The organism is Aureimonas psammosilenae (genome assembly GCF_009176975.1).
Lineage (GTDB): Bacteria > Pseudomonadota > Alphaproteobacteria > Rhizobiales > Rhizobiaceae > Plantimonas > Plantimonas psammosilenae.
Window position 1 is genome coordinate 17,806 of record NZ_WEZG01000018.1, and the last position, 24,073, is coordinate 41,878.

General features: G+C 65.4%; 27 protein-coding genes and 2 pseudogenes. 8 read left to right on the forward strand and 21 right to left on the reverse strand.

Annotated features, from left to right (window positions below):
• Position 1 precedes the first annotated feature (1 nt).
• The 6 genes from F9929_RS21915 to F9929_RS21940 form a co-directional block, all read right to left on the reverse strand.
• Positions 2–940: an ABC transporter permease gene (locus tag F9929_RS21915; RefSeq protein WP_152048725.1), complete on the reverse strand. Its 939-nt coding sequence runs from the start codon at positions 938–940 to the stop codon at positions 2–4.
• An 86-nt stretch (positions 941–1,026) separates the two neighbouring features.
• The gene (locus F9929_RS21920; RefSeq protein WP_235919505.1) at positions 1,027–1,830 is read right to left on the reverse strand and encodes an ATP-binding cassette domain-containing protein; all 804 of its coding nucleotides are present in this window, start codon (positions 1,828–1,830) and stop codon (positions 1,027–1,029) included.
• A gap of 137 nt (positions 1,831–1,967) precedes the next feature.
• On the reverse strand, positions 1,968–2,846 hold the full coding sequence (locus F9929_RS21925) for an ABC transporter substrate-binding protein (protein WP_407922268.1): 879 nt from the start codon (positions 2,844–2,846) through the stop codon (positions 1,968–1,970).
• 243 nt (positions 2,847–3,089) lie between these two features.
• The gene (locus tag F9929_RS21930; protein WP_235919506.1) at positions 3,090–3,683 is read right to left on the reverse strand and encodes a cupin domain-containing protein; all 594 of its coding nucleotides are present in this window, start codon (positions 3,681–3,683) and stop codon (positions 3,090–3,092) included.
• Between the two features lie 232 nt (positions 3,684–3,915).
• Complete coding sequence (locus tag F9929_RS21935) at positions 3,916–4,227, reverse strand: hypothetical protein (RefSeq protein WP_152048692.1); 312 nt, start codon at positions 4,225–4,227, stop codon at positions 3,916–3,918.
• Between the two features lie 278 nt (positions 4,228–4,505).
• On the reverse strand, positions 4,506–5,066 hold the full coding sequence (locus F9929_RS21940; protein ID WP_152048693.1) for a TetR/AcrR family transcriptional regulator: 561 nt from the start codon (positions 5,064–5,066) through the stop codon (positions 4,506–4,508).
• 112 nt (positions 5,067–5,178) lie between these two features.
• Between F9929_RS21940 and F9929_RS21945 the strand changes: the two genes are divergently transcribed.
• Positions 5,179–5,877 carry a glutathione S-transferase family protein gene (locus F9929_RS21945; protein ID WP_152048694.1) on the forward strand — a complete coding sequence of 233 codons (699 nt, stop codon included), beginning with the start codon at positions 5,179–5,181 and terminating at the stop codon, positions 5,875–5,877.
• A 296-nt stretch (positions 5,878–6,173) separates the two neighbouring features.
• Here F9929_RS21945 and F9929_RS21950 read toward each other — a convergent pair whose 3' ends face one another.
• On the reverse strand, positions 6,174–6,971 hold the full coding sequence (locus tag F9929_RS21950) for a fatty acid desaturase (RefSeq protein ID WP_152048695.1): 798 nt from the start codon (positions 6,969–6,971) through the stop codon (positions 6,174–6,176).
• Between the two features lie 218 nt (positions 6,972–7,189).
• Here F9929_RS21950 and F9929_RS21955 point away from each other — a divergent pair, with 218 nt between their 5' ends.
• Positions 7,190–7,732: a sterol desaturase family protein gene (locus F9929_RS21955; RefSeq protein ID WP_152048696.1), complete on the forward strand. Its 543-nt coding sequence runs from the start codon at positions 7,190–7,192 to the stop codon at positions 7,730–7,732.
• Between the two features lie 12 nt (positions 7,733–7,744).
• On the opposite strand, the gene F9929_RS21960 is transcribed toward F9929_RS21955, so the two are convergent.
• The gene (locus tag F9929_RS21960) at positions 7,745–8,362 is read right to left on the reverse strand and encodes a recombinase family protein (protein ID WP_152048728.1); all 618 of its coding nucleotides are present in this window, start codon (positions 8,360–8,362) and stop codon (positions 7,745–7,747) included.
• A gap of 313 nt (positions 8,363–8,675) precedes the next feature.
• Between F9929_RS21960 and F9929_RS21965 the strand changes: the two genes are divergently transcribed.
• Together F9929_RS21965 and F9929_RS21970 are read left to right on the forward strand one after the other, a co-directional pair.
• Positions 8,676–8,960 (forward strand): AbrB/MazE/SpoVT family DNA-binding domain-containing protein, encoded by a 285-nt coding sequence (locus tag F9929_RS21965; RefSeq protein WP_152048697.1) that lies wholly within the window; start codon positions 8,676–8,678, stop codon positions 8,958–8,960.
• The gene (locus F9929_RS21970) at positions 8,957–9,352 is read left to right on the forward strand and encodes a type II toxin-antitoxin system VapC family toxin (RefSeq protein ID WP_152048698.1); all 396 of its coding nucleotides are present in this window, start codon (positions 8,957–8,959) and stop codon (positions 9,350–9,352) included. The genes F9929_RS21965 and F9929_RS21970 overlap by 4 nt, the downstream gene beginning before the upstream one ends.
• A gap of 176 nt (positions 9,353–9,528) precedes the next feature.
• Here the strand turns inward: F9929_RS21970 and F9929_RS21975 are convergent, their stop codons facing one another.
• The 6 genes and pseudogenes from F9929_RS21975 to F9929_RS22000 form a co-directional block, all read right to left on the reverse strand.
• Positions 9,529–11,142 carry a methyl-accepting chemotaxis protein gene (locus tag F9929_RS21975; RefSeq protein WP_152048699.1) on the reverse strand — a complete coding sequence of 538 codons (1,614 nt, stop codon included), beginning with the start codon at positions 11,140–11,142 and terminating at the stop codon, positions 9,529–9,531.
• Positions 11,139–11,483 (reverse strand): hypothetical protein, encoded by a 345-nt coding sequence (locus F9929_RS21980; protein WP_152048700.1) that lies wholly within the window; start codon positions 11,481–11,483, stop codon positions 11,139–11,141. The genes F9929_RS21975 and F9929_RS21980 overlap by 4 nt, the downstream gene beginning before the upstream one ends.
• A 418-nt stretch (positions 11,484–11,901) precedes the next feature.
• Positions 11,902–12,312: pseudogene (locus F9929_RS21985) on the reverse strand (PQQ-dependent sugar dehydrogenase); the annotation flags it as partial.
• Positions 12,313–12,693: 381 nt separating this feature from the next.
• Positions 12,694–13,035 carry a hypothetical protein gene (locus F9929_RS21990; RefSeq protein ID WP_152048701.1) on the reverse strand — a complete coding sequence of 114 codons (342 nt, stop codon included), beginning with the start codon at positions 13,033–13,035 and terminating at the stop codon, positions 12,694–12,696.
• A 350-nt stretch (positions 13,036–13,385) separates the two neighbouring features.
• Complete coding sequence (locus tag F9929_RS21995) at positions 13,386–13,949, reverse strand: methylated-DNA--[protein]-cysteine S-methyltransferase (RefSeq protein ID WP_235919507.1); 564 nt, start codon at positions 13,947–13,949, stop codon at positions 13,386–13,388.
• Positions 13,946–15,139, reverse strand: a complete 1,194-nt coding sequence (locus F9929_RS22000; RefSeq protein WP_152048702.1) for an MFS transporter — start codon at positions 15,137–15,139, stop codon at positions 13,946–13,948. The genes F9929_RS21995 and F9929_RS22000 overlap by 4 nt, the downstream gene beginning before the upstream one ends.
• A gap of 128 nt (positions 15,140–15,267) precedes the next feature.
• Between F9929_RS22000 and F9929_RS22005 the strand changes: the two genes are divergently transcribed.
• Both F9929_RS22005 and F9929_RS22010 read left to right on the forward strand, forming a co-directional pair.
• Positions 15,268–16,047: an AraC family transcriptional regulator gene (locus F9929_RS22005; protein WP_193227868.1), complete on the forward strand. Its 780-nt coding sequence runs from the start codon at positions 15,268–15,270 to the stop codon at positions 16,045–16,047.
• A 179-nt stretch (positions 16,048–16,226) separates the two neighbouring features.
• Positions 16,227–16,394 (forward strand): annotated as a pseudogene (locus tag F9929_RS22010) (Zn-dependent hydrolase); the annotation flags it as partial.
• A 29-nt stretch (positions 16,395–16,423) separates the two neighbouring features.
• Here F9929_RS22010 and F9929_RS22015 read toward each other — a convergent pair.
• From F9929_RS22015 to F9929_RS22045, 7 genes are all read right to left on the reverse strand, one after another.
• Positions 16,424–17,218 carry a transporter substrate-binding domain-containing protein gene (locus tag F9929_RS22015; RefSeq protein ID WP_152048705.1) on the reverse strand — a complete coding sequence of 265 codons (795 nt, stop codon included), beginning with the start codon at positions 17,216–17,218 and terminating at the stop codon, positions 16,424–16,426.
• A 71-nt stretch (positions 17,219–17,289) separates the two neighbouring features.
• Positions 17,290–18,018: an amino acid ABC transporter ATP-binding protein gene (locus tag F9929_RS22020; RefSeq protein ID WP_152048706.1), complete on the reverse strand. Its 729-nt coding sequence runs from the start codon at positions 18,016–18,018 to the stop codon at positions 17,290–17,292.
• A complete protein-coding gene (locus F9929_RS22025; protein ID WP_152048707.1) occupies positions 17,993–18,652 on the reverse strand; it encodes an amino acid ABC transporter permease in 660 nt (219 codons plus the stop codon). Before F9929_RS22025 ends, F9929_RS22020 begins: the two co-directional genes overlap by 26 nt.
• 14 nt (positions 18,653–18,666) lie before the next feature.
• Positions 18,667–19,350 (reverse strand): amino acid ABC transporter permease, encoded by a 684-nt coding sequence (locus F9929_RS22030; RefSeq protein ID WP_152048708.1) that lies wholly within the window; start codon positions 19,348–19,350, stop codon positions 18,667–18,669.
• 13 nt (positions 19,351–19,363) lie between these two features.
• On the reverse strand, positions 19,364–20,119 hold the full coding sequence (gene kduD, locus F9929_RS22035) for a 2-dehydro-3-deoxy-D-gluconate 5-dehydrogenase KduD (RefSeq protein WP_152048709.1): 756 nt from the start codon (positions 20,117–20,119) through the stop codon (positions 19,364–19,366).
• Positions 20,116–20,949 (reverse strand): 5-dehydro-4-deoxy-D-glucuronate isomerase, encoded by an 834-nt coding sequence (kduI, locus tag F9929_RS22040; protein ID WP_210251378.1) that lies wholly within the window; start codon positions 20,947–20,949, stop codon positions 20,116–20,118. Before kduI ends, kduD begins: the two co-directional genes overlap by 4 nt.
• The gene (locus F9929_RS22045; protein ID WP_235919508.1) at positions 20,946–21,740 is read right to left on the reverse strand and encodes a GntR family transcriptional regulator; all 795 of its coding nucleotides are present in this window, start codon (positions 21,738–21,740) and stop codon (positions 20,946–20,948) included. The genes kduI and F9929_RS22045 overlap by 4 nt, the downstream gene beginning before the upstream one ends.
• A 389-nt stretch (positions 21,741–22,129) precedes the next feature.
• Between F9929_RS22045 and F9929_RS22050 the strand changes: the two genes are divergently transcribed.
• Together F9929_RS22050 and F9929_RS22055 are read left to right on the forward strand one after the other, a co-directional pair.
• Complete coding sequence (locus F9929_RS22050) at positions 22,130–22,918, forward strand: transporter substrate-binding domain-containing protein (RefSeq protein ID WP_235919509.1); 789 nt, start codon at positions 22,130–22,132, stop codon at positions 22,916–22,918.
• Positions 22,919–23,061: 143 nt separating this feature from the next.
• Complete coding sequence (locus tag F9929_RS22055; RefSeq protein ID WP_152048710.1) at positions 23,062–23,871, forward strand: hypothetical protein; 810 nt, start codon at positions 23,062–23,064, stop codon at positions 23,869–23,871.
• Positions 23,872–24,073 lie beyond the last annotated feature (202 nt).

The window sequence follows — 24,073 nt, forward strand, 5'->3', positions numbered from 1 at the left end:
CTCAGGTCTTGCCCTTCGCGCCGCGGAAGATGCGGAAGTTCAGCCAGATCGCGACGAGGATGATGGAGCCCGTGATGATCGGGGTGAGGAACGGCGACATATGCGAGAGGATCAGGCCGTTGGCGATCACCGAGACCGTCAGCGCGCCGAGCACCGTGCCGACCATGGTTCCGCGCCCGCCGAAGAGCGAGGTGCCGCCGAGAACCACGGCGGCGATCACGTCGAGCTCGAAGCCCTGGCCGGAATTGGAGGAGCCGGAGCCGAGGCGACCGGCGAGAACGATGCCGGCGAGCGCGGCGGCCGTGGACGAGATCATGTAGACGAAAAGCAGCATCCGGCGCGTGTCGATGCCGGCGCGGCGCACCGCTTCCTTGTTGGCCCCGATGCCGGTGACATAGCGCCCGAAGCGCGTGCCGTTGAAGACGAGGGCCGCGAGCCCGAGGCTCGCCAGCGCGATCCAGGCGGGGATGGGAACGCCCAGAAACCAGCCGCGCCCCATGGTGACGAAGGGGCTGTCGGGGGCGATCGGGATCGAATACCCGCCGGTGACGAGCAGCGCCACGCCCCGGATCACCGACAAGCCCGCCAGCGTCACGATAAAGGCGGGGATGCCCTCATAGGCGATAAAGAAGCCCTGGAACGCGCCGACCAGCGCGCCGAGGAGGAGCATCGCGAGGATCACCAGCGGCCAGGGCACGCCCATCTGGAGAAGCGCCGCCGACAGGGCGCAGACAAGGGCGAGAACCGAGCCGACGGACAGATCGATGCCGCCGGTGGTGATCACGAGGGTCATCGCCCCCGCCACGATCAGCAACGGGGCGGACTGGCGAACGACGTTCAAAAGGTTCGGGGCGGTGAGAAAGGCGTCGGTCGCGAAGGTGAAAAGGAGGCAGACCGCCACGAAGAAGATGGCGATGGAGCCGACCGAGCCGTTGGCCATGAAGCGGTCGTGGAGCGTCGCCTTGCGCACGCGCGGCGCGGCGCCCGGCGCGTGGAGGGTCGCGCTCTGCGAAGGGGTGGGCGGGCTCACAGGCTGGCTCCCTCTGCCGGCGATCCGCCGTGGCGGGCCGAGCGGGCGGCGAATTTGCGCCCGACGATGAGATTGACGACTTCCTCGATGTCGGTCTCGGCCACCCGCCGCTCGGCGACGTTGCGGCCCTCGTACATCACCTGGATGCGGTCGCAGACGAGGAAGAGGTCCTGGAGGCGGTGGGTGATCAGGATCACCGACACGCCGCGCGCCGACACGGTGCGGATGAGATCCAGCACCGCTTCCACCTCGGCCACAGCCAGCGCCGCCGTTGGCTCGTCCATGATGAGGACCTTCGGATCGAAGGACGCGGCCCGGCCGATGGCGATCGACTGGCGCTGGCCGCCCGACAGGTTCTCCACCTTCAACCGCGTATCGGCGATGACGATGCCGAGCCGCTCCAGCATGGCTCTCGCCTCGTCATGCATCCGCTTCTTGTCGAGGAGCTTGACGCCGCCAAGGCTCTTCACCGGCTCGCGGCCGAGGAAGATGTTACCCGCGACATCCACCGTGTCGCAAAGCGAAAGGTCCTGGTAGACCATCTCGACATGGGCGGCGCGCGCGTCGGCGGGGGTGGCGAAGGCGACCGGCTGCCCGTCGATCTCGATCGTGCCGCTATCCGGCACCACCGCGCCGGACAGGACCTTGGACAAGGTCGACTTGCCCGCGCCGTTGTCGCCGACGAGCCCGAGCACCTCGCCGGGGGCGAGATGCAGCGACACGTCGTGAAGCGTCTGGATCGGCCCGTAACGCTTGGTGATGCCGGTCATCCGGACCCGGTCGGGCGGGTTCATGCTCATGGGCGTGCGCTCGGGTCCCGTTGCGGGTGGGCGAGGGAAGAAAGGTGGCGGAGGGGCCGCATGGTTTGCATGGGCTTGGGCCCCTCCGCTCGCGATCGCCTTTCGGGCAGGAAAGGCGAAAGGGGAACGGGGCGGCGTTACTTGAACATGCCCCGGAACTGGTCGACATTCTCCTTGGTGACGACGGTCACCGGCACGTTGATGATCGGCTCGACCTTGCCGCCCTTCTTGAGGGTGGCGAGCGCTTCCACGGCGGCCTTGCCTTCGCCGGCGGGGTCCTGCTGGACGACGGCGGCGACCCAGCCCTCGTCGATGCCCTTCACGGCCTGCGCCGTCAGGTCCCAGCCGAAGACCTTCACGTCGCTTTGCCGACCCTGGCTTTCCACCGCCGAGACCGCGCCGATCAGGGCCGGCTCGCCCGTGGCGTAGAGGGTCGTCATGGTGGGATTGGCGGTCATCAGGTTCTCGGCCGCGCCGAGCGCCACGTCCTGGACGTTCTGGCCGTCCACCGTGTCGAGGAACTGCACTTTGGCGCCGCTTTCGGTCACGGCCTTCTTGAAGCCGTCCAGCCGCTGGTTCTGGATGAAGGAATTGAGCGCGCCGACGACGCCGACGGTGGCCTCGCCCTTCATCTCCTTGGCGACGTAATCGGCATAGTGCTTGCCGATCAGTTCGCCGGCTTTGGCGTTATCGACGCCGACAAAGGAGATGTTGTCGCCGTCCGGGATCTGCGCATCGATGGCGATCACCGGGATGCCGGCCTTCTTGGCTTCCGTGATCGCCGGCTTCACGCCGTTGACGTCGATGGCGATCAGGATGATGCCGTCGACCTTCTGGGTCACGTAGTTCTCGATGGCGGTGTTCTGGGCGGCGGGCACGTTGTTGGCGTCGAAGATCACGAGATCGGCGCCGGCGGCGGTGGCGGCGGCCTTCGCGCCGTCGTTGATCTGGTTGAAGAACAAAGCCTGCTGGTTGATCGTCACCAGGGCGTAGGTGTCGGCCGAAGCGGCGGACATGGCCGAGGACCCGAAGAGTGCCAGAACAACGGCGCCGAGGCCGAGCTTGCGGGAGAGGCGCATTCGGAATTCCCCTTCGTGGATCTGCCCGGCACCGGGCCCGCACCGGTTCGGTGCGAGGGGAGAATTCAAGAGACTTGAATGCATGTCAAGCCATTTGCCGAATTTTCGGATGGGGGCCGCGCTTGCCGATTTTTTGTGCAGCGCACCCACGCCGCCTAAGCCGAAAATCTCCCGGCGGGATCAGAAGGTCGGCGGCGTGTTCACCCAGAAGATGCTCGCCGGCTCGGAGCCGCCATTGCGGTAATGGTGCGGGCGCTCCGAGCGGAAGGCGAAGGAATCGCCGGCTTTCAACAGAAAGCTGCGCTCGTCGACGATCAGTTCCACCACGCCCGCGATCACGTAGCCGACTTCCTCGCCGGCATGGCTGATCGGCCCCGCGCTGGTGCCGTTCGCGCCGATATGGTGGATGTTGCATTGCAGGAGATGGCCGGCGGAATAAGGGATCACGCGCTCCAGCGCGACGCCGTCGCCCTGGCGCAAGGGGTCGAGCGCGATCAGCGGCCTTTGCCCGGCGCGGAAGATGATGCCCTCCTCGCCGTCGACCTCCTCGAACATACGGCCGATATTGGTGCTTAAGACCTCCACCAGTTTGTGCAGCATCGGCAGGGACGGCGAAGCCTTGCCGTTCTCGACCTTCGACAGGAGGCTTTCGGAACAGCCGGCGGCGAGCGCCACCTCCTTCAGCGTCATGCCCTTGGTCTGGCGGGCGAGCTTCAGGCGCAGCCCGAGCTTGGCGCTGGCGCTGGTGGAGGAAACGGGAAGGGATGCGGACAATACGGGCCCCTGGTGAGCAACCATTCCCAGCATGACATGCCGCTTCAGGTTGAACAACATGAAAGGGGCTTGAACGGTGCGTCACCCCTCTCGACGCGCCGCGCGGGTTTTTGGCGGCGTGTCGGGGCGCGCCGTCGGGTGGGCGATCGCCCGGCGGTGGCGATGCCTGAATGCGGGAACGCCTGCCCTAGGGTCCGGGCGCGAAGAACCCGCGCCCGGGAAAACGCGATGATTACCGGGGCAAAGCCCGCTCCACGTCGGTCAGCGTCTGGTTCATCCGGTCGACATCCTTCGGCTCGATGGTGCCGTTGCGGGTCTGGAGATTGCCGGCCTGCGTTTGCACGCGCCCGACGGTGAGGTGGAGGCTCTTGGCCTTCTTCTTGGACAGCTTGTGCTCGTTCGCGGCGATGTCGATGCGATCGTTCAAGGTCGCCGCGCGGTTCTGCAGATAATCGGCGTCGTTCGTCGCGGCATCCTGCGCATGGGCGGGCGCCCCCAACCAAAGCAAGGGCAGAACGGCGGAAACAAGAAGAGCTCGACGCATGACGGGTGATCCATTGCCATTGAACACGGGAAAACATCCGCCGACGCGAAGGCGAACACCGCGCCGACGGCGAGCCAGTTCCACGCTTCAGATGGCGGATGCATGGCGCTACCCGCCATGCGGGCAAATAACCCGCGATGAGGGAGAGCAAGTTGTGGATGAGGGGTTGCGACAGGGCTCCCCCGATCCGGTCGGGATGAGAGAACAGACCCACTTCCGCGCGGCGGACGCGGACCTGATTTGCAGGGCGATGCGTCGCCGGCTTCGGTCCGACGCGTTCAGGGAAGAAGGCCGCTGCCTCGGTAGGCCGCGATGACGTCGTCGTAGGCGGCGACCTCGTTGCGTCCGTGCGCGATCATCTGGGCACCCGAGACCGCCGCGAAGACGGCCCTGGCGCGATGCCTTGCATCACCCGCATCCGCATCGTCTTCTGACGCCAGCACGCCGGCGAGCCAGCGCTCGTTCATCTCTCCCCATCGCACCACCTCGGCCCGGACATCTTCGGGAAGTTCGTTGCGCTCGGCCGACAGCATCCCGGCCAGACACATGCGGTTGCCGTTCAGGAGCGTGCGGCGGAACATATCGGTGTACTGGTCCATCAGGACGCCGCGCCCGGAGCCCTCCGCCTGAAGGTTGTCGAGAAACGCCTCGTGCCGCTCGATGTAGCTGCGCATGATCGCCGCCACCAATTCCCCTTTCGTCGGGAAATAATAGTGGATGCTGGCGCTCTTGATGCCGACCTCCTTGGCCAGCTCGCGGAAGCTGAGGCCGTGATAGCCGAGGTCCTGCACGGTGAGCCGTGCCGCCTCCATGATCCGCTCCCTGGTATTGGTGGTCATCTCCGCCCCCGTCTGCCTGACGATAGATAGGCTTTGACAAGCCGGGTGGGAAGCGCACATAGATCCCCGCATCCTACCTGCCGATAGGTAGACGCAACGACAGGACGCTCCGATGACCGCCAAGCCTTGCCTCTTCACCTCGCCGTCGGCCTTTCCGAACCCCCAGCGCCTGCGCCTTTTCCTGCATGAGAAGGGCATCGCCGATCAGTTCGAGGAGCATGTCTACGACATGGCGCCCGGCGGCGAGCAGCGGCAGTGGCGTCACCTCAAGATGAACCCGTGGGGCGAAACGCCGACGCTTCGCCTTGCCGATGGCAGCATCCTTTCCGAAACCGCCGCCATCGTCCGGTATCTGGACCAGGCGCATCCCGGCCGCCGCATCATGGGCGAGACGCCGATGGAGCAGGGGCTCGACGCCATGTGGGACAACCGCATCTGGGTCCACGTGCTCTACCGCATCACCACGATGTTCCATGTCCTGCATCAGGGCCTGGGACCCAAGCTCGAACTGACGCACAATCCGGCCTGGGGCGAGCATTGCCGCAAGGAAGCGCTTGCCCATGCGGGTCTCGTGAACGCGCACTTGTCGGACGGACGCGAGTGGATGCTGGGCAAGGACGCGCCGACCTTCTCGGACATCACGCTGGCGACGGCCATCGCCTTTTCCAAGTTCCCGGTGAACGCGACACCGCTGGACGAGCGCTTCGAGCATCTCGATGCGTTCTGGCGGCGTTGGCAGCAGCGACCGGCGTTCCAGGCGGCCTATGCCGATCGAAACAGCGGCGTCGCGGAACTGGACGCTTCGAAATAGGCTGCGGGCAAACCGCCGGCGATGCCGGAGGGTCACCATGGCGGTCGGAGCCGATCACCCGGCCGCCATGGCTCCGCGAAAAGCGAACGAGGACTGCTTCCGCGATGGGATCGGGAAACCTCGAACGTCTCGGAAGGATCGACGGTGGATGAACCGGCCTTGCGCCTTCCGCGTCATCCAGGCGACCGAGCGCTTCTCGCTCGGCACGAATGGCCCCGAAACGGGCGTCTTTATAAGCCGGCTTGATTTGAGTTCGACGCACGGGGCCCGGTTGACCGAGCCGCTCGGCTTTCGTTTCAGCGCCCTTGTTCCTCGCGCCATGTGGCCGGCAGCGCCCACCAGGGCACCCAGGGCTGGGAATGGTGCTCGTGATGGTAGCCGAAATGGAAGCAGGTCAGGAGCGAGGCGAGATAGCCGAACTGGTTGGACCGCGCGTTGTGGCGATCGATAAAGGCTTCCTCCTCGTGCCGGTGCGGGCGGAAGGTGCCGAAATAGAAAAGCTGCAAGGACGACAGGAGCGAGGGCAGCCCGTAGAACAGGACGACATTCTGGACGGGCGCGCCGAGAACGAGGATGTAGAGCGTCACCACGCTGCATACGAAGAGAATGGAGCGCGCCCCGAAATAGCGCGCGAAGAAGGTGCGGAACCAGGGCCAGAAGCGGTCCGGTTCGTCGGCGAAGAAGTCCGGGTCGTCGACGGTTCCGGGCGCGTCGTGATGGGCCATGTGGGCGCCGCGCACCCGCCGCCAGGCAAAGCCGGCATAGATCGTCAGGATAAAGGCGCCGATGGCGGCGTTCACACGCGGCCAGCCGGGGGCGAGCGAGCGGTGCATGGCGTCGTGGGCCACGATGAAGAGCCCGACGGTGAGCCAGCATTGCACCGCGACGATGACGGGCACGAAGAGGAGCGAGCGCCACGAGATCTCGAAAAAGAACACCCCCGCGACGTGGATGGCGATCCAGGAAAGAAGAACGAGAGATGCCAGCGTCAGCCCGATCGCGGCCTGATAAGGCCGTAGCTTCGGGCGCGCGACGGTCTCCGTTTCGGGGAAGGCGAGCGGGGTGGGGCTCGCCGACATGCCAAGATCGTTCATGCGCGGACACCTATCCTGTTGGGCGGTCTTGGGGAGCGGCATGCGTCCATTCGCCTGTCCGCCCTTGCGTGCCGGGCGGACGCTCGTTCCTGTAGACTTGCCTGCATCGCGCGCGTCCGATTAGGTCTCGGCAGTCGGTGCGCCGTCACCATATGACGGGTGACCGGGCGCGGCAGGGTCGTTCTTTTCCCGCCGATCCGCAAACCTTCAGGAGCGCCATGACATTCCAAACGCTTCTTTACATCCTGATCGCCCTTCTCACCGTGGTGGCGATGGAAGGCTTTGCCTGGGGCATGCACAAATACGTCATGCACGGCCGCAGCGGCTGGGGCTGGCACCAGTCGCACCACGAGGAAACCGAAGGCTTCTTCGAGAAGAACGATCTTTATGCGGCGGTGTTCAGCGTGATGGCCACCGCGCTGTTCTTTCTCGGCCATTACCTGTCGCCGGTGATCCTGGCGGTCGCCTGGGGCATCACGCTCTACGGCCTTCTTTACTTCATCGCCCATGACGGGCTGGTGCATCAGCGCTGGCCGTTCCGCTACGTTCCCCATCGCGGCTATGCCAAGCGGCTCGTGCAGGCGCACCGGCTCCACCACGCCGTGGAAGGGCGCGACCACTGCGTGTCCTTCGGCTTCCTGTACGCCCCGCCGATCGACAAGCTGAAGGCGGAACTGCGCCGATCCGGCGTTCTGGACCGGGAGCGCATCGAGCGCTCGGTGATCGCGCAAGGCGCCGCCCACGCCCCCGTGCGCGACTGACCGTCCGGCGGATCAAACCGGCAGTCCGAGAAGCTTCGCGCCGGCCTCCTTCAAGGAGCCGTCGCCGTTGAGATACATATAAAGGGTCGGCGTCGCGATGCCGAAGCGCTTGGCGATGTCCTGGCTCGTCTCGTCGGTGTCGCGCAGCATGGTCTGGACGGCCAGAAGCGTGGTCCTGTCCATCTTGCGCGGTCGCCCGCCCTTGCGCCCCCTCGCCCGCGCCGCCGCGAGCCCGGCGCGCGTGCGCTCCGCGATGAGATCGCGCTCGAACTCGGCGAAGGCCGCGAAGACGCCGAAGAACAAGCGGCCGTTGGCGGTGGACGTGTCGATCTGCGCCCCCGCCCCGCTCAAGACCCGGAAGCCGACATCGCGCCCGCGCAGATCGTCCACGGTGTTGATGAGGTGCTTCAGGTCGCGCCCGAGCCGGTCGAGCTTCCACACAACGAGGACGTTGCCCGGTTGCAGTGCCTTCAGGCAGGCGGACAGGCCGGGCCGCGCGTCGTGGCGGCCGGACGCGAGGTCCTCGTAGAGGTGCTCCGGCGGAATGCCGGCGGCGAGGAGCGCGTCGCGCTGCAGGTCGAGGGTCTGCGAGCCGTCGGACTTCGACACCCGCATATAGCCGATCAGCACCTCCCCTCCCCGCTCGGCCATGTGAACGCTCCCATGAGGCTAAAAACACGAATGCAGACGGGTTTATCTCGTACAGCAATCTAAACGGATTTTCGAGCGGACGACGTGGGCGGAAAGCGGTCGAAAGCGATAGGGACGGAAAACGGTCGTTTTCTAAGGAATCTGAGCGGCACGCATCCAGCCAAACGGACGGGTGAAAGGCCACTTCGAGGCATATCTGAGGGGAGAGCGTTGCCGCTTCTCCCTGAGTCGAATATAAGGAGAGAATCGGATTTTCTCCCCATCACTGCATTCGAACAGGAAGGCGGCACCGATGGACCACCGGCATGTCGTTCCTGTTGCCGCGAACGGGAGAATGAACCTGCCCTCCTCCCTGCGCTCCCGCCTGGAACTCGAGGGCGGAGGCAAGGTGGTGTTCATCGAGAAGGAGAACGGCGAGGTGGAGGTCACGACCCTGCGGCGCTCCTTGAAACGCGCGCAGGACCTCGTCCGGCACTATATCCCCAACGGTGCTGGCACCGTGGACGAGTTCATCGCCGAGCGCCGAGCGGAAGCCGAGCGGGAAGAGGAAACCGGAACTCCCTCGGAGAAACGATGAGCAGCGGCGTGGTGCTCGACACTTCCGCGCTTCTGGCGTTTCTTTTGCAAGAGCCGGGCGGCGAGGATGTCGGGGCGATGCTCCAAGGGCGTGCGCTGGTGTCGGCCGTGAACGTGCAGGAGCTTCTCGCCAAACTCATCACCAAGGGCATGAGCCCGCATCACGCGCGGGAAACCGTGCGCTCGCTCGATCTCGAATGCCACGCGCATACGTTGGAAGCGGCCGAAGCGGCGGCCGAGTTGATCGCGCAGACGCGCGCCAAAGGCCTCAGCCTCGGCGACCGAAGCTGCCTCGCCCTTGCCCGCAAAATGAACATGCCGGCTATCACCGCCGACCGCATCTGGGCCGAGCTGGCGGATGCGGCGGGCGTGGCCGTGACCGTGATCCGATAAGAACCGGGGACAGAACCTGGAGGAGGAGGGCTGGCGAGGACTTTTTGTTTCCGGCGAGGCGCCGAGCGCAGTCCATGCAGCGCATGGGCGAGCATCGGCAACGGTCCGAAGGACGGGGGCGGAAAGGACCGTCAGACCGACCCGCTGGGTTCTGTCCCCGGTTCTAAGCCCGGCCCTCAGGCGGAGCGTGCGAAGGCGAGGGCCGGGCGTTGCGGTCTGGCGGGGGCGCTCGAGGCACCGGTCCGGAACTGGCCCATCAACGCCGACATCTGCGTGGTTTCGCCGGACAGCGCTTGAACGGCAGCGGTGGTGCGGTCCACCATCGCCGCGTTTTCCTGCGTGACCTTGTCCATCGTGTCGGCGGCGACGGAAACCTCGCGCAGCGACATGGCCTGTTCGCCGGCGCTTTGGGCGATGGCGCCGACAAGCCGGCTCATTTCGCCGACCTGCTCGATGATCTCCTCGATGGAGCGGCCGGACAGGGTGACGAGTTCGACGCCCTGTTCCACTTGGTTGCTCGATGTCGAGATGAGGCTTTTGATCTCCTTCGCCGCTTCCGCCGAGCGTTGCGCCAGCCCGCGCACTTCCTGCGCCACCACCGCAAAGCCCCGGCCCGCTTCGCCGGCGCGCGCGGCCTCCACCCCGGCATTCAGCGCCAGGAGGTTGGTCTGGAAGGCGATCTCGTCGATCACCGCGATGATCTTGCCGATCTCGGCCGACGAGCGCTCGATGGCCGCCATCGCGGCGACCGCGCGGGCGAGAACCTCGCCGCTTCTGCCGGCGTCTTCGCGCGCCGCTCCCGCCACCTGCCGCGCCTTCGCGGCGTCCTTGGCGGTGGCGTCGATGCCGCGCGTCACCTGCGCCAGTGCGGCGACCGTTTCCTCCAGGCTCGCGGCCTGCGCTTCGGTGCGCTGCGACAGGTCGCCGGCGGTGGCGGTGATTTGCCCAAGGCCGTCGTTGACCCGCTCCACCGAGCCGATCACCTGCGCGACCGCCCTGTCGAGCCGCGCGACGCTCTCGTTGAAACGCTCGCGCACGGTTTCGTATTCGGGCGCGGCGGTGCCTTCCATGCGTACGGTGAGGTCGGCGCTGGCGAGCCGCGCGAAGCCCGCCTCGATCTGCTGCACGAAGGCGCGAAGCTCGTCGGTCTTGCGCCCGGCTTGCGCGTGCTGCGCGCTTTTGGCGGCCGCTTCGCGTTCGCGCGCGGCCTCGGCGTCCCGCATCGAGCGCGCCGCGTCTTCCTTGGCCGCCAGCGCTTCGGCGGCGGCGGTCTCGTTGTCGGCAAAGCGCGCCACCGTTCGGCAGATCGTCACGAGACAGGCCGTCTCCAAAATCAGGATCGCGGCGTGGAGCGCGACGCGATCGAGACCGGCGGGCCCCGGAAACACCATCGCGGGGTAGAGCTGGGCAAGAACGAGGTGCTGCACGGCGGTGAAGCCGGCAAAGGCGACAAGCGGGCGCCAATCGGTCCAGGCCGCGCAAACCGCCAGCACCGCGAAGAAATACATATGCATGTCGATCTGCAGCGGCGATCCGCTGAAGGAATAAACCAGGAGCGACACGAGCGCGGCGTGGCAGAAGCCGGACACCCAGCGCGTGCCCGCCCCGATCGGATCGCGCCGCCAGGCGAGCGTCGCCAGCCCCGCGACGAGGGTCCCGCCGAGGCCGAAAACGAGGGCGCTCGCTTCCGGCCCGAACAAGGCGCGAGCCCCCAGAAGCGCGACGTTGATCCAAAGAAGCGCCAGCGTGCCGATCGCGGCGCGGCTGCGGATCTGGTCGATCGAACTCATGGAGCGGGTTCCTCGCTGGCACACAGAAAAGCCGCCGCGCCGTCGAGCACGAGAACGGCGCCGTTGGCGAAAAGACGGGCAGTGAAATTGGGCTCGGGATTTTCCGCAAAAGCGATCCAGGAGCGGGCGCTGGCGGCCAGAAGCGAGCCGCCGGACGAAGTGATGATCGACAGCATCCGGTCCGGCGGCGTTCCGGGCGGCGCGATCACCACGACGCGCGATCCCTTGGGCACGGCGACCGCCGCCACCACCACCAGAAGGCACAGGGCGAAGCAAAGCCCCGGCATCAGCCTATCGGCGCGGGCGGGCGTGCCGTGTGTTCTGCGGGCGAACGCGCGCACCGGAGATCCGTTGTGAATTCATCTTGAGACTAGGTTGCACGACTTCGGTTAACGTTGCGTAGTTTCGCCGCAGGGTTGCGGGAATGCTTCGGGGCTCGATGAGGCGGGCGACCTGGGCGCGGGAACCTTGGCAGGTGCCAAGGTTCCGGTCGCTGATGGGAACGTGGCGGCTCCGCGGCTCGGCGGAATCTGTAACCTGACAGCGGGAAGCCGGCTCGCATCTCCACCATCGAAAACCTTGGCACCTGCCAAGGTTGTTCGAAAACGCGCCCGTCCGCAGATGCGACGCGCCAGACCGTGTTGCCTGCATCGTCGGCGACGAGCAGCGCCCCGGTGCCGTCGATGCCGACACCGACGGGCCGTCCATGCGCCTGATCGCCATCGATAATGCCAGTGACGAAGTCCTGCGCCTCGCCGGATTGCTTTCCTTCTGCGGCCCACTTCCCCCGCCGTGGGCGATCGACACGATCCATCCGCGAATGAAGTCTTTCGGCCGGGAAACCGGCTCCCCGGCAGGTCCGCGCGACTGCACCACAAGAACGTCGCCGTTGGGCAGGGTGTAGACCGTTCGCGGATTGGCGAGGTCTTTCGCATAGGCCGCGACCGTCAATCCATCCGGCACGGTCGGCTTGGCATCGCCACTTCAGCCCACGACCTCCGCGATCTTCAGATCAGGCAAAAGCGATTGTTCGGGCTCGGGCAGCACCGGATCGGGACCGATCTGCTGGGTGGCGTCGAAAGGTTCCGATCCACTGCAACCGCCGAGTATAGCGATCAACGCGCAGGAGCCAGCAACGATCAGTCCGGAAGAGATGCGAAGTTCAGACATTGCGGCGGACATCCCGGGAAGAGATCGTCGCATACCCCCGTCCTACATGCTTCATTTCGTTCAAACGACGCTGTTCATCTGCGTGCTCCGCTATGTTTCCGCGCTTCTGGATCGCCGCTGCGACTGCTCCACCTGCTTCAGACCGCGTTGTGAAGCAGACATGACGCGTCGCGGCAGACTGGCATGATTGGGCACGGCAACTGACGCAGATATTATGAGGTTTCTTTTGCTGCCGTGAGCCGCTGTCTAACGTGGGTGGAGCAGCAATATCCACTTCGATGTATCACCGCTACTAGGCGGACCAGCCGCTCACCCCCAACCTGTTGGTCACGACCGGTCCGTTATGGGTGCACACGTAGCGAACCGATAGGAACGGCAGGGTCAGGTAGCTTGCGGAGCGGGGCGTTGCCCCCAAAGGCCGATCACCCACTGAGAGCTGTCGGCGGGTGGCGGCGGGAGTATCTCGATTTCCAGCAATGTCATCTCGGTCCGCGACAGGTAGATTGTGTCCCGATCGTAGCGATTGCCGATCTCCTCTGAAGCAAGCCGGGCCGCATCTACCGGATCGAAGGTGCGCTCGCGCGCCCCGTGGCGATACGCTTCCAACGTACCGCGCTGTGCTTCGCATGCGATAGCAGCCAGCCAAGCTTGATCGTCTCCTCCATGCTGCGCCGTCAGGTTGCGAAGGAGATCGAAAACAGCGTCCTCCTCCCAAGCAGCCACAAGAATATCGCGTCCGGCGTGCGGCTAAGCCGGCATGGCACAAGCCTCTTCAAGATCCTCCAACTATAAAGGATCTCACCTTGACGATCTGTCGCCAAGTAGGGGGCGTCGGCTTCTGGGTTCCCCTCGGTTCAATCAAAGGTCGGCGTTGGGTTGTAGGCGGGCCCGGTTACGATGTCAGCTTCAATGCGCTTGCCGCTCCGAAGCGGACCAGCGGAAATCCACCCGGTCGAGCCGACCTGTGCGGAAGCGGACGTCTGAAAGCGATCTAACCGCTATCGACCCTTCTCTGTCTTGCGAACTGTCTGACGGTGCGCCTGGAAGCGGTCGTTACGGTCCGGCCAGACAGATCAGGCGAACAGCGTCAGGCGACCGGCCTCGTGGTCGAGCAGCCATTGCTTGCGTGGAAGGCCGCTGCCGTAGCCCGTTAGGGACGCGTTGGCGCCGACTACCCGGTGGCAAGGAATCACGACGTTGACTGAGTTCACGCGGTTGGCCGACCCGACCGCCCGGATGGCCGCCGGACGCCCGATCCGCCGGGCAAGTTCGCCGTAGGTGATAGTCGTTCCGACCGTTATCCGCCGCAGCTCTGCCCAGACGGTGCGTTGGAAGGGCGTGCCGCTCATGTGGACCGACAGCGTGTCCAGCGCATCTAGTTCGCCGGAGAAGTAGGCGGCAAGCGCATCGGCTGCGGCGGATCTTCCAGGGCGCATCCTGATGGTAGCACGTTCGGCACCCTGCTGAGCCGCGAGAAGCCTGAACATGCGCTCTTGGTAGTCCACCCATTCGACGGCGTGCAGGCGACCGTCTTCGTCCGTCACGAGGAGCAACGGTCCGACGGGGGTCTCCAGATACTCCATCCCCAGCATGCCGCCTTCTTTGACGACGCCCATCCGTCCTTCGGCAGCGTTCATGTCTTCGTGCTGGGCAGTAAGGCAGCCAGGATGCCGATGATCGGCAGGAACGAGCACACCTGGAACACGAAGCCGATGCTAGTCTGGTCAGCGAGAAGCCCCAGCACGGCGGCCCCAATTCCGCCAATCCCGAAGATGAAGCCGAAGAACAGACCGGACACCATGCCGACCCGGCCGGGCATCAACTCCTGCCCGTAGACCACGATGGCCGGGAAGGCGGACGACATGACGAACCCGATGACGACGGACAGGACAGCGGTCGGCGTCAATTCTGCATAGGGCAGCGCGAGAGTGAACGGCAGGACGCCAAGGATGGAGACCCAGATGACCACCTTGCGTCCGAGCCTGTCCCCGATGGGGCCGCCCGCTACCGTTCCAGCCGCAACCGCGGCGAAGAACACGAACTGGTAGACCTGCGCCGTCTGGGTCGACAGGCCGAACCGCTCCATCATGAAGAAGATGTAGTAGCTTGTGAACGACGCGAGGTAGACGTACTTCGAGAACAGGAGTGCGATCAGGATCGTCATCGCCTTCGAGACTTGCCCGCGGGACAGGTTCGGGTGACGGACGGGAGTCGTGCTCGACGGCTTCTTCGCGTGCCCGTTCTGCTCGTACCACCGCCCGAGGGCGGTCAGGATCATGATGCCAGCGAAGGCGGCGAGGCCGAACCAGGCGAGGCCCGTCTGTCCGCGTGGCAGGACGATGAAGGCGGCGGCCAGCGGCCCGAGGGCCGAGCCGAAGTTGCCGCCGACCTGGAAGACGGACTGTGCGAGGCCATGCCGACCGCCCGAGGCCAGACGGGCGATGCGCGAGGACTCGGGATGGAAGATTGCCGAGCCGAGGCCGAGCAGGATGCCGCCGACGAGTAGAACAGCGAAGTTCGGCGCGTAGGCAAGCGTCAGGAGGCCGACCAGTGACGAGGTCATGCCGACGGGAAGCGAGTACGGCAGCGGGTGTCTGTCGGTGTAGAGCCCGATGAACGGCTGAAACAGTGACGCCGTGATCTGGTAGACGAACGTCAGCAGGCCGACCTGCGCGAAGGACAGGCCAAAGTCCTCCTGGAAGATCGGGTACGTCGCTGGCAGAAGCGCCTGCATCAGGTCGTTCAGCAGGTGGCACAGGCTTGCCGCCCCGAGCACCGAAACAATGGTGGTGGACGGTGCGGAGTTGGTGGTCGCCGACTGGCTCATCGCGACGAGCCTCCTGTTCGCTGGTCCGGAATGTCCGCAGTCTTGCGCGGTTCTGTCTGAGGGGAATAAATCCTTGGACGTTGGCCCGCCACCGAAGCCGGGCCTTTCGCCTTCGCGTTCGGGCCACCATGCGAGAGATCCACATTAACACCATCGACGGGACCGCCCGTCCGGTCGTCGCGATCGCTAAGCAGTACCCGACGGGGCATTACATCGAGCCGCACGACCATCGCCGCGGACAGTTCATGACGACGAGCCGGGGTGTCATCCTGCTGACGACGATGGACGGGGCGTGGCTCATGCCGCCGGAGCGAGGAATGTGGATACCGCCCGCTACCGTCCACAACGTCCGCATGATCGGGGCGGTGGAGATGCGCAGTCTCTACATCGAGGCGGACGCCACGCCCAAGATGTCGCCGACCTGTCAGGTCGTTGGGCTGTCACCGTTCATGCGGACCCTGATGACAGAAGCGATCGACTGCCCCCTGGAGTACGATACCGACGGCCGCGACGGGGCGCTGATGCGGCTCGTCCTGCATGAGCTTTCCGGCATGAAGGAACTGCCGCTGTCGCTGCCCTATCCTTCCCACGGAGCCTTGGCGGCCCGATGCCAAGCTTTCATTGCCGCGCCTTCCATCGGCGAGACGATCAACGACTGGTGCGAGAGCCTCGGCATGAGCCGTCGAACGTTCACACGCCTGTTCCGGTCCCAGACGGGTCTCAGCTTCGTCGCCTGGCGTCAGCAGGCCTGCCTCATGTCTGCGATGACGAAGCTCGTCGCTGGAGCCTCGGTGACATCGGTCTCAGGTGAACTCGGCTACGACAACCCCGCCGCCTTTACGACGATGTTTAGGCGCTCGTTTGGAGCGCCACCGCTCCGCTATCTGGGACTTCGCTCAGAGACTTAGCCGACCTCGAGTTTGCGATGGGACGAGGAAAGTCTCCTTTGGCTCCGGTGACGTCCGAAGGAGACTGGCAGCTTTCCACCCAAAATCGTCATGATGCCTCTCGTATCATGCCGAGTTGCCGTACGGCCGAGGAAGGCGGACAAGGCACCTCCCAAAGCCATACGGCATAATCCTGACTGCGGATGGTGTCCGGCGCGTTCCACGACGCGCTTTACGTCGCGCCCGCGGCCATGATCTTCGTGCCCTGCCGCCACGGGATCAGCCACAACGAAACCGAGGACATTGAGCCGCGCCATGCGGCCGCCGGCGCGGAGACGCTTCTCCAATGCGCGCTGGCGGCCGCCTGAAACGCCGGCCTTTGGCGGGCGAGACGCGCTCAGCCGCGTTCGGTGAGGTCCGCCGGCAGGTCGCGGTTGTGAAACGACTTGAACAGGGCGTTCAGCTTGCCGTTCGCCGCATTCTCGCGAATCCAGGTGTTCAGCCATTCGCGTAAAGTCTCCTCGCCCTTGGGCAGGGCGATGCCGAGGTTCAGCTCGCGCTGGACGAACTTCACTTCGAGCGGGTCGCCGCCCTTGCGCTCGTTCATGGCGGAAAGAACGGCGGACTGGGTGGACACGAGGTTGACCTGGCCGGAGGTTACGGCGGTGATCAGCGTCGCGTCGTCCTCGAAGCGCACGACCTGCGCATTCGGCGCGTTCTGGGTGACGAGCTGGTCGTTCACGGTGGCGCGGGTCACGCCGATGCGCTTGCCCGCGAGCGCCGCGTAATCACCGATCGCCTCGGAGCCCGTGCCGGCCACGATGATGTTGAGGGTCGCATAGGGCACGGTGAAGTCCACCGCCTTCTTGCGCTCGTCGGTGATGCCGAGATTGGCGACGAGGATGTCGGCCTTGCCGGTCTGGATGGTGGGCACGCGCGCGGCGTTGGTGATCTCCACGAGTTGCAGCTTCACACCGAGATCTTCGGCGATCTTCTTCGCCGTTTCGACGTCCGAGCCGGTGGGCTGCATGGTCTTGTCCGCGAAGGCGAAGAGCGGCACGCCCATGGCGACGGCAACGCGCAGCGTGCCGGATTGCTTGATCTCTTCCAAGCTCCGCGCCTGCGAAAGGCCGGGCGCGAGCGCGATGATGGCGGCGGCAAGGCCGAGGGCTATTCCGCGGATCGATGTCATGGACTGGTTCCTCCCGTTGAAATCGTGGGTAACTGGAGCCGCTCGCCTCCCGCGAACGGCCCATATCGGGGCTAAAGGCCGTTCGCGACGAAGGCCTGGAGTTCGGGGGTTTGCGGCGCGGCGAGCATGTCGCCCGAGCCGGTTTCGTGGACGAGGCCCTCGTGCATGAAGATCACGCGGTTGGCGACGCGCCGGGCGAAGGCCATCTCGTGCGTCACCACCACCATGGTCATGCCGCCCTTCGCCAGCGCCTCCATCACCCGCAGCACTTCGCCCGTCAGGTGCGGATCGAGCGCCGAGGTCACCTCGTCGAACAGCATCACCTGCGGGCGCATGGCGAGCGAGCGGGCGATCGCCACGCGCTGCTGCTGGCCGCCCGAAAGCTGCTCGGGATAGCTGTCGATCTTCTCGGTCAGGCCGACCTGCGCCAGCACCTCGGCGGCAAGCGCGCGCGCCTCGACCTTGCCCATGCGCTTCACGCGGCGGGGCGCGAGCGCGATGTTCTCGGCCACCGTCAGGTGCGGAAAGAGGTTGTAGCTCTGGAACACGATGCCGACATCCTGGCGAAGCTTTCGCGGGTCGAGCGCCGGATCGTCGACGCGGTGGCCGCAGACCTCGATGGCGCCGCCCTGGATGGTTTCCAGTCGGTTGATGCAGCGCAGCGCCGTGGATTTGCCCGAGCCCGAGCGCCCGATAATGGCGACGACCTCGCCGCGCGCGACCTCGAAGGAAACGCCTTTCAGGACCTCCAGCGCGCCGAAGCGCTTGCGGACATCACGCAGACTGACGACGGCCGACATTCAGCCTCCTTTCCAGCGCGCGGCTCCAGCGCGAAAGCGGGTAGCAGAGCGCGAAGTAGAACAGGCCCGCCACGCCGAAGACGAAGAAGGGCGAGAAAAGCGAGTTGTTGATCACCTGCGCCGCGCGCGTCAGCTCCACGAAGCCGACCACGGACGCGAGCGAGGTGCTTTTGAGAACCTGCACCATGAAGCCGACGGTGGGCGCGGTCGCGACCCTCAGCGCCTGGGGCAGGATGACGTCCCGGAGGGCCTGCCAGCGCGACAGCGCCAGGCACTCGGCGGCCTCGCCTTGCGTCTTCGGGATCGCTTCCACGCAGCCGCGCCAGATCTCGCCGAGGAATGCCGCCGAATAAACCGTCAGCGCCAGCCCCGCCGCGAACAAGGGCGACACGTCGACGCCGAAGATGCCGAGCCCGAAATAAACGAGGAAGATCAGGATCAGGAGCGGCGTGCCCTGCACGGCTTGGACGAGAACCAGTGACACGCGCCGGAGCCAGCGCCGGCGCGACGTGCGCGCGAGCATCACGCCGAAGCCCGCCGCCCCGCCGAACACGAAGGCCAGCGCCGTCAGGATCACCGTCCAAAGAAGGCCGTCCAGAAGGTAGCGGAGGTGGAAGAGGTTGAAATCGCCCATCTGTCCCGCCCCCGTCAGATCGCCGTGCCCAGGCGTCGCCGCCGGGGAAACAGGAACTGGCCGAACAGAAACAGCGCGAATTTCAGGAGGGTGGCGAGCGCGAGATACAGAAGCGCCACCACGATATAGGTCTCGAAGGCGCGGAAGGTGAAGGACTGGATGTTGTTGGCCACTGCCGTCAGTTCCTCGGCCGAGATCTGCGAGGTGACCGACGAGGACAGCATCATCAGGACGAACTGGCTGGTGAGCGCGGGATAAACGCGCTCCAGCGCCGGGCGCAGGATCACGTCCCAGTAGATCTGCGGCCGCGACAGGCCGAGCGCCTCGGCCGCCTCGATCTCGCCGGCGGGCACCGTGTCCATGCCGGCGCGCACGATCTCGGCCGTGTAGGCCCCGACATTGATCACGAGGGTCAGAACGGCGGCCGCGAAGATCGGCAGCGTCAACCCGGCGCTCGACAGGCCGAAGAACAGAAAGAAGATCTGGATGAGGTAAGGCGTGTTGCGGACGAGCTCGATATAGGCGCCCGCCAGAAGCCGCAGCGGGGCGTTCGATCCGCGCCGCGCGATCGCGCAAAGAACGCCGATGGCAAGGCCGCCCGCCACCGCGATCACCGTCATCTGCAGCGTGGTCAGCGCGCCTTGCAAAAGCGCCGGCCAGAAATCGACAAGGGCCGAGAAGTCGAACTCGTAGCGCATCCCGCCTCCTCCGCTACCGGGCCAGCCAGCCGCCGTCGACCGGCAGCACGACGCCGTGGACGTAAGTCGCCGCACGGGAGGCGAGGAACACGGCGGCGCCGCCGAGTTCCTCCGGCGCGCCCCAATGGCCGGCTGGAATGCGCGCCAGGATCGCCTCGTTGCGGGCGGCGTCCTCGCGCAGTGCCTCCGTGTTGTTGGTGACGAAATAGCCCGGCGCGATGGCGTTGACGTTGATGCCCCGGCTTGCCCATTCGCAGGCCAGAAGCCGCGTGAGACCGGCCAGCCCGCTTTTCGAGGCGGTGTAGGACGGTATCCGGATCCCGCCCTGGAATGACAGGAGCGAGGCGATGTTGATGACCTTGCCGCCCTTGCCGTCCTCCAGCATGCGACGGGCGAAGCCCTGCGTCAGGAAGAACGTGGTCTTGAGGTTCACGTCCATCACCGCGTCCCAGTCGGCTTCGGTGAAGTCGATGGCGTCGGCGCGGCGGATGATGCCGGCATTGTTCACGAGGATATCGACGCGCCCGTCCTCCGACGCTTGCGAAACGATGCGCTCCACCGGTTCGAGCGTCGAAAGATCGGCCGATAAGGCGCGGAAGCGCCCGCCCGCAGCCTCGATCTTGTCGCGGGTCTCGTCCATGGCCGAGCGCCCGACGCCGATCACTTCCGCCCCCGCCGCCGCCAGCGCCACGGCGATGCCCTGGCCGAGCCCCGTATTAGCGCCGGTGACGAGCGCGCGTTTGCCCGAAAGGTCGAAGGGGGAGGTCAACGAAGGTCCCCCATCGCGACCGCGTCCATGTCCGTATAGTCCTGGTTGTCGCCGCCCATGGCCCAGACAAAGGAATAGCTCTTCGTCCCGACGCCCGAATGGATCGACCAGCCGGGCGACAGGACGGCTTCCTCGTTGCTCATCACGATGTGGCGCGTTTCCGCCGGCTCGCCCATGAGGTGGACGACGCGCGCATCCTCCGGCAGGTCGAAATAGAGATAAACCTCCGAGCGCCGGTCATGCGTGTGGGTCGGCATCGTGTTCCAGATCGAGCCGCTTTTCAGCTCGGTGAAGCCCAGCACGAGCTGGCAGGACTCGCAGATGCCCGGAATGATGTACTGGCGGATGGTGCGCACATTCGCCGTTTCGGGCGAGCCGAGCTCCAGCCGGTTGGCATCGGCTTGGCCGATCTTGCGCGTCGGGCAGGCGCGATGGGCGGGCGTCGAGACGAGATAGAACTTTGCCGGCGCATCGGGCGAAGCGCTTTCGAACGACACCTCGCCGGAGCCCATGCCGACATAAAGACATTCGCGGCGATCGAGGTCGTAGCGGGTTCCTCCGACGTTCACCGTTCCGGCCCCGCCGACATTCAGGATGCCGAGTTCGCGGCGCTTCAGAAAAGCGTCGGTGCCGACAGCTTTCGGCGTCGGCAGAACCAGCGGCTCTGAGCCGGGACACGCCCCGCCCACCACGAGCCGGTCGATATGGCTGTAGGTCAGGCGCACCTCGTTCGCGACGAACAAGCGCTCGATCAGGAAATGACGGCGCAGCTCCGCCGTGTCGAAGCGCCGGACGGCATCGGGATGAGGAACCTGGCGGATGTCGATCAAGAACGGGGCACTCCGGGCATGTTGGGGGTGATCGGCGCTCGGCGCTCGCCGGATACGAGAAAGAAGTCGGGCTGGCGGGTGATCACCGCGTCGAGATCGGCCAGAAGCTTGCCGAGATGGGCGGCCATGGCGCCCGCCGCGCCCGCGCCGTCCTGCCGGCGGATGGCGTCGAGGATCGCGGCGTGTTCGTCGACGATGCGCGGCATCCGGCCTTCCTCCGGCAGCGTCAGCCGCCGGTAGCGGTCGAGCTGCACCTTGACCTGCTGGGCGACGCGCCAAAGGCCGGGAAAGCCGGAGGCTGCGGAAATCTCGGCGTGGAAGCTTTCGTCGGCGACGTGGAAGCGCTCGCGCTCGGCGCTCGTCACCGCGTCGGCGGTGGCGGCGAGCGCGGCCTCGATGCGAAGAAGAGCGCTCCGGTCCGCGCGCTCGGCGGCGAGCTTGGCGCTCGCTTCCTCCAGGGCGTTGCGGATCACGATGGCTTCTTCCAAATCGCCCGCCGGGATGCGGGCGACGAAGGTTCCAGCATTGGGATAGACTTCCACCAGCCCTTCCTCGGCAAGCTGGCGCACCACCTCGCGGACCGGCGTGCGGCTGACGCCGTATTCCTCGGCCAGCGAGCGCTCCAGGATCGCTTCGCCCGGACGGCGGGCGAGGGTGACGATCTCGTTCTTCAGAAGACGATAAACGGCGGCCGAGGTGGAATGGGCCCGCATGTCGCCCCGTACCGCGTCCGGCGCGGGAACGGTTCGTCTGACCGAACGTCGGCTCGTGGCGGATGCCGCTTCAACCAATCAAGCCTCCCAACCCGATGATTGGCGTACTGGTATTCCAGTTTGGGCGAGATGGCAAGCTGCGTTGAATCAGGCGGGATGCCAGGGCCGTTTCGGATGCGTGATCGGGAGGTTGTGATCCGTCGCGGCCGTTGCATCCTGCGCAAGCCGGGCGTTGCAGGAGAGGTGCGCTTTGTCGCCAACCTCTTCGACATCATGACCTGAGCGAGAGCCGTCAAAGTGTAAAACTCGCCTTCAACCGACTTGCTGCAACAAAGCCGATGGAGCGAAGGCGGCATGGAATGACGCGTAGAAGGGCGGCGTGGTGGACGGGTCTGCTGAACTGGACGCATCTTCTGGCTATCAGTTAAGCTGACTCCGTCGGAAGCGCGTCGATCGGAGCGAGTTGGATGGTCATGGGGTCTCGAGCATCGCTTCTGGGGATTGGCACGGCGGTGGCGCTCCTCGCAACGCAAGCGTTTGCTCAGGAAAGTACCTCCCGGCTCGACCAGGTTCTCGAACGCAAGGTGCTGAACATTTGCACGACAGGCGACTACCGACCGTTCTCTTATCGTCCCGACGGTGCAAACGACTTCGTGGGCATCGACATCGATCTCGGGCGCTCGCTTGCCAAGTCGCTCGATAGCGAGGCCGTCTTCATTCAAACCAAATGGTCCGACCTTCTTGCCGACTTCAAGGCAAAGTGTGACGTCGCCATGAGCGGTATCTCCGTAACCCTGCCACGGCAGCGCGAGGCCTTCTTCAGCGAGGGATACCTTGTGAACGGCAAGGCTCCCATCGTCCGGTGCGACGATGTCGCGAAATACCAGTCGACCGAGGCCATCAACCAACCTGCGACGCGCGTCGTCGTGAACCCTGGCGGCACCAACGAGAAGTTTGCCCGCACCAACCTGGCCAACGCTCAGATCCAGCTCTTCCCGGACAACCGCGTCATCTGGCAGGAGATCGCAGAGAACCGCGCGGACGTCATGGTCGCCGAGTCCGTCGAGGTGAAGCTTCAGGAGAAACTGCACCCGGGCCTGTGCGCGGTGAACCCCGACCAGCCGCTCCAGTACGGCGAAATGGGCTTTCTGCTGCCGCGTGGCGACGTCGCCTTCAAGGCCTATGTCGATCAGTGGCTCCATCTGGCCAAGTCGACGGGCGAGTTCGATCGGATCTTCGATGCCAACATGAAGTAAGTGCGATATTCCGCGCGAAGCCTGTCGAGGACGTAGTTCCTCCGCTATCGACCCTTCAACGCCGTTCTTCGTCCTCGGGAGCCTACCTACAACCGGACACTATCATCCGCTAAGGTTGGGGCTATCGGACGACGAGGCGACATATGGAGGCTACGGACGGATCGGTCGACGCGCTCGCCTTCGCGAAATCGTACCTGCCAAACGCGACGCTGATCTGGATCGGCGGCGAGCGGAACGGCCAGCACAGGCTCGATGCGTTTCATCACGTGGAGGCTGAGGACCGGACGCTGTTCGTTCTGTCCACCGCGATCGAGGGTGTCCTCGTTCCCGACGTCGTATCGTTCTATCCGCACATCCCCTACGACACGACTTTCGCCAACGCCCGGCCGCCCCGCAGTGATCTTTTCGGCGTGTTCGCGTGGGTGGAGCGCGTGCATTCGCCGATGACGACCGAGGTTCGCTTCACGAAGGGTGGAAGCACGCAGCAGGCCGTCGTTCGCGAGGCCCATGCTCTCATCGTCGAGTGGGACACGCCCTGGCCGAGCCAAGCATCTCGCCCGGGCCCCGAAGCGTTACTGATCGAAGGGACGTGGCAGCCGACCGTCTCCAGCTTTCTGGCCGCCACCGGCGACGATCTGCGTCGCGGCTACTGGGACTACTACGATGGCGGCGACAAGAGCGACGACTGGGCCGTCGGCAGTTTCCGCGAGGCCGTAAGCTTCACCGAGAAAGTCGCGATGGTCGAGGCCGTCCTGGCAGGGCGGGACCTTTCAGACTTCGCTTACGGATGTCTGGCGGCGGGTCCCGTCGAAGACCTGATCAGCGACGAGCTTCTGGACTATGTCACAGCCCACCCGGATCGCTTGGCTCGATGGGTCCCACTGCTGCAGCGGACGTACTGGCACGCCGAGCCCGCCCCCATACGCCAGAGGCTGAAGCAACTGCTTGGTTAGAGTCCCCACACCGCCAAGCGTAGGGTCCACTTCCGTGATGTCGCCACCAAAACCGGACAATCCGGTTTCCACCCTTAGTTGCCATGCCAATTTCGTCGCAACAACGACCCTTTTTGCAACAGGCGAATTAGAGCATCGTCCGGGATATCGGACGACGCTCTAGTGAAAAGAATTCCCGAACAAGCCGAACGGCTGCACAAGT

Bases quoted from the DNA above. Each gene is read 5' to 3' on its own strand.
- F9929_RS21915 (WP_152048725.1), bottom strand. From the start codon at position 940: ATGGCCAACGGCTCGGTCGGCTCCATCGCCATCTTCTTCGTGGCGGTC.
- F9929_RS21920 (WP_235919505.1), bottom strand. From the start codon at position 1,830: ATGAGCATGAACCCGCCCGACCGGGTCCGGATGACCGGCATCACCAAG.
- F9929_RS21925 (WP_407922268.1), bottom strand. From the start codon at position 2,846: ATGTCCGCCGCTTCGGCCGACACCTACGCCCTGGTGACGATCAACCAG.
- F9929_RS21935 (WP_152048692.1), bottom strand. From the start codon at position 4,227: ATGCGTCGAGCTCTTCTTGTTTCCGCCGTTCTGCCCTTGCTTTGGTTG.
- F9929_RS21940 (WP_152048693.1), bottom strand. From the start codon at position 5,066: ATGACCACCAATACCAGGGAGCGGATCATGGAGGCGGCACGGCTCACC.
- F9929_RS21945 (WP_152048694.1), top strand. From the start codon at position 5,179: ATGACCGCCAAGCCTTGCCTCTTCACCTCGCCGTCGGCCTTTCCGAAC.
- F9929_RS21950 (WP_152048695.1), bottom strand. From the start codon at position 6,971: ATGAACGATCTTGGCATGTCGGCGAGCCCCACCCCGCTCGCCTTCCCC.
- F9929_RS21955 (WP_152048696.1), top strand. From the start codon at position 7,190: ATGACATTCCAAACGCTTCTTTACATCCTGATCGCCCTTCTCACCGTG.
- F9929_RS21965 (WP_152048697.1), top strand. From the start codon at position 8,676: ATGGACCACCGGCATGTCGTTCCTGTTGCCGCGAACGGGAGAATGAAC.
- F9929_RS21970 (WP_152048698.1), top strand. From the start codon at position 8,957: ATGAGCAGCGGCGTGGTGCTCGACACTTCCGCGCTTCTGGCGTTTCTT.
- F9929_RS21975 (WP_152048699.1), bottom strand. From the start codon at position 11,142: ATGAGTTCGATCGACCAGATCCGCAGCCGCGCCGCGATCGGCACGCTG.
- F9929_RS21995 (WP_235919507.1), bottom strand. From the start codon at position 13,949: ATGAACGCTGCCGAAGGACGGATGGGCGTCGTCAAAGAAGGCGGCATG.
- F9929_RS22000 (WP_152048702.1), bottom strand. From the start codon at position 15,139: ATGAGCCAGTCGGCGACCACCAACTCCGCACCGTCCACCACCATTGTT.
- F9929_RS22005 (WP_193227868.1), top strand. From the start codon at position 15,268: ATGCGAGAGATCCACATTAACACCATCGACGGGACCGCCCGTCCGGTC.
- F9929_RS22015 (WP_152048705.1), bottom strand. From the start codon at position 17,218: ATGACATCGATCCGCGGAATAGCCCTCGGCCTTGCCGCCGCCATCATC.
- F9929_RS22020 (WP_152048706.1), bottom strand. From the start codon at position 18,018: ATGTCGGCCGTCGTCAGTCTGCGTGATGTCCGCAAGCGCTTCGGCGCG.
- F9929_RS22025 (WP_152048707.1), bottom strand. From the start codon at position 18,652: ATGGGCGATTTCAACCTCTTCCACCTCCGCTACCTTCTGGACGGCCTT.
- F9929_RS22030 (WP_152048708.1), bottom strand. From the start codon at position 19,350: ATGCGCTACGAGTTCGACTTCTCGGCCCTTGTCGATTTCTGGCCGGCG.
- F9929_RS22050 (WP_235919509.1), top strand. From the start codon at position 22,130: ATGGTCATGGGGTCTCGAGCATCGCTTCTGGGGATTGGCACGGCGGTG.
- F9929_RS22055 (WP_152048710.1), top strand. From the start codon at position 23,062: ATGGAGGCTACGGACGGATCGGTCGACGCGCTCGCCTTCGCGAAATCG.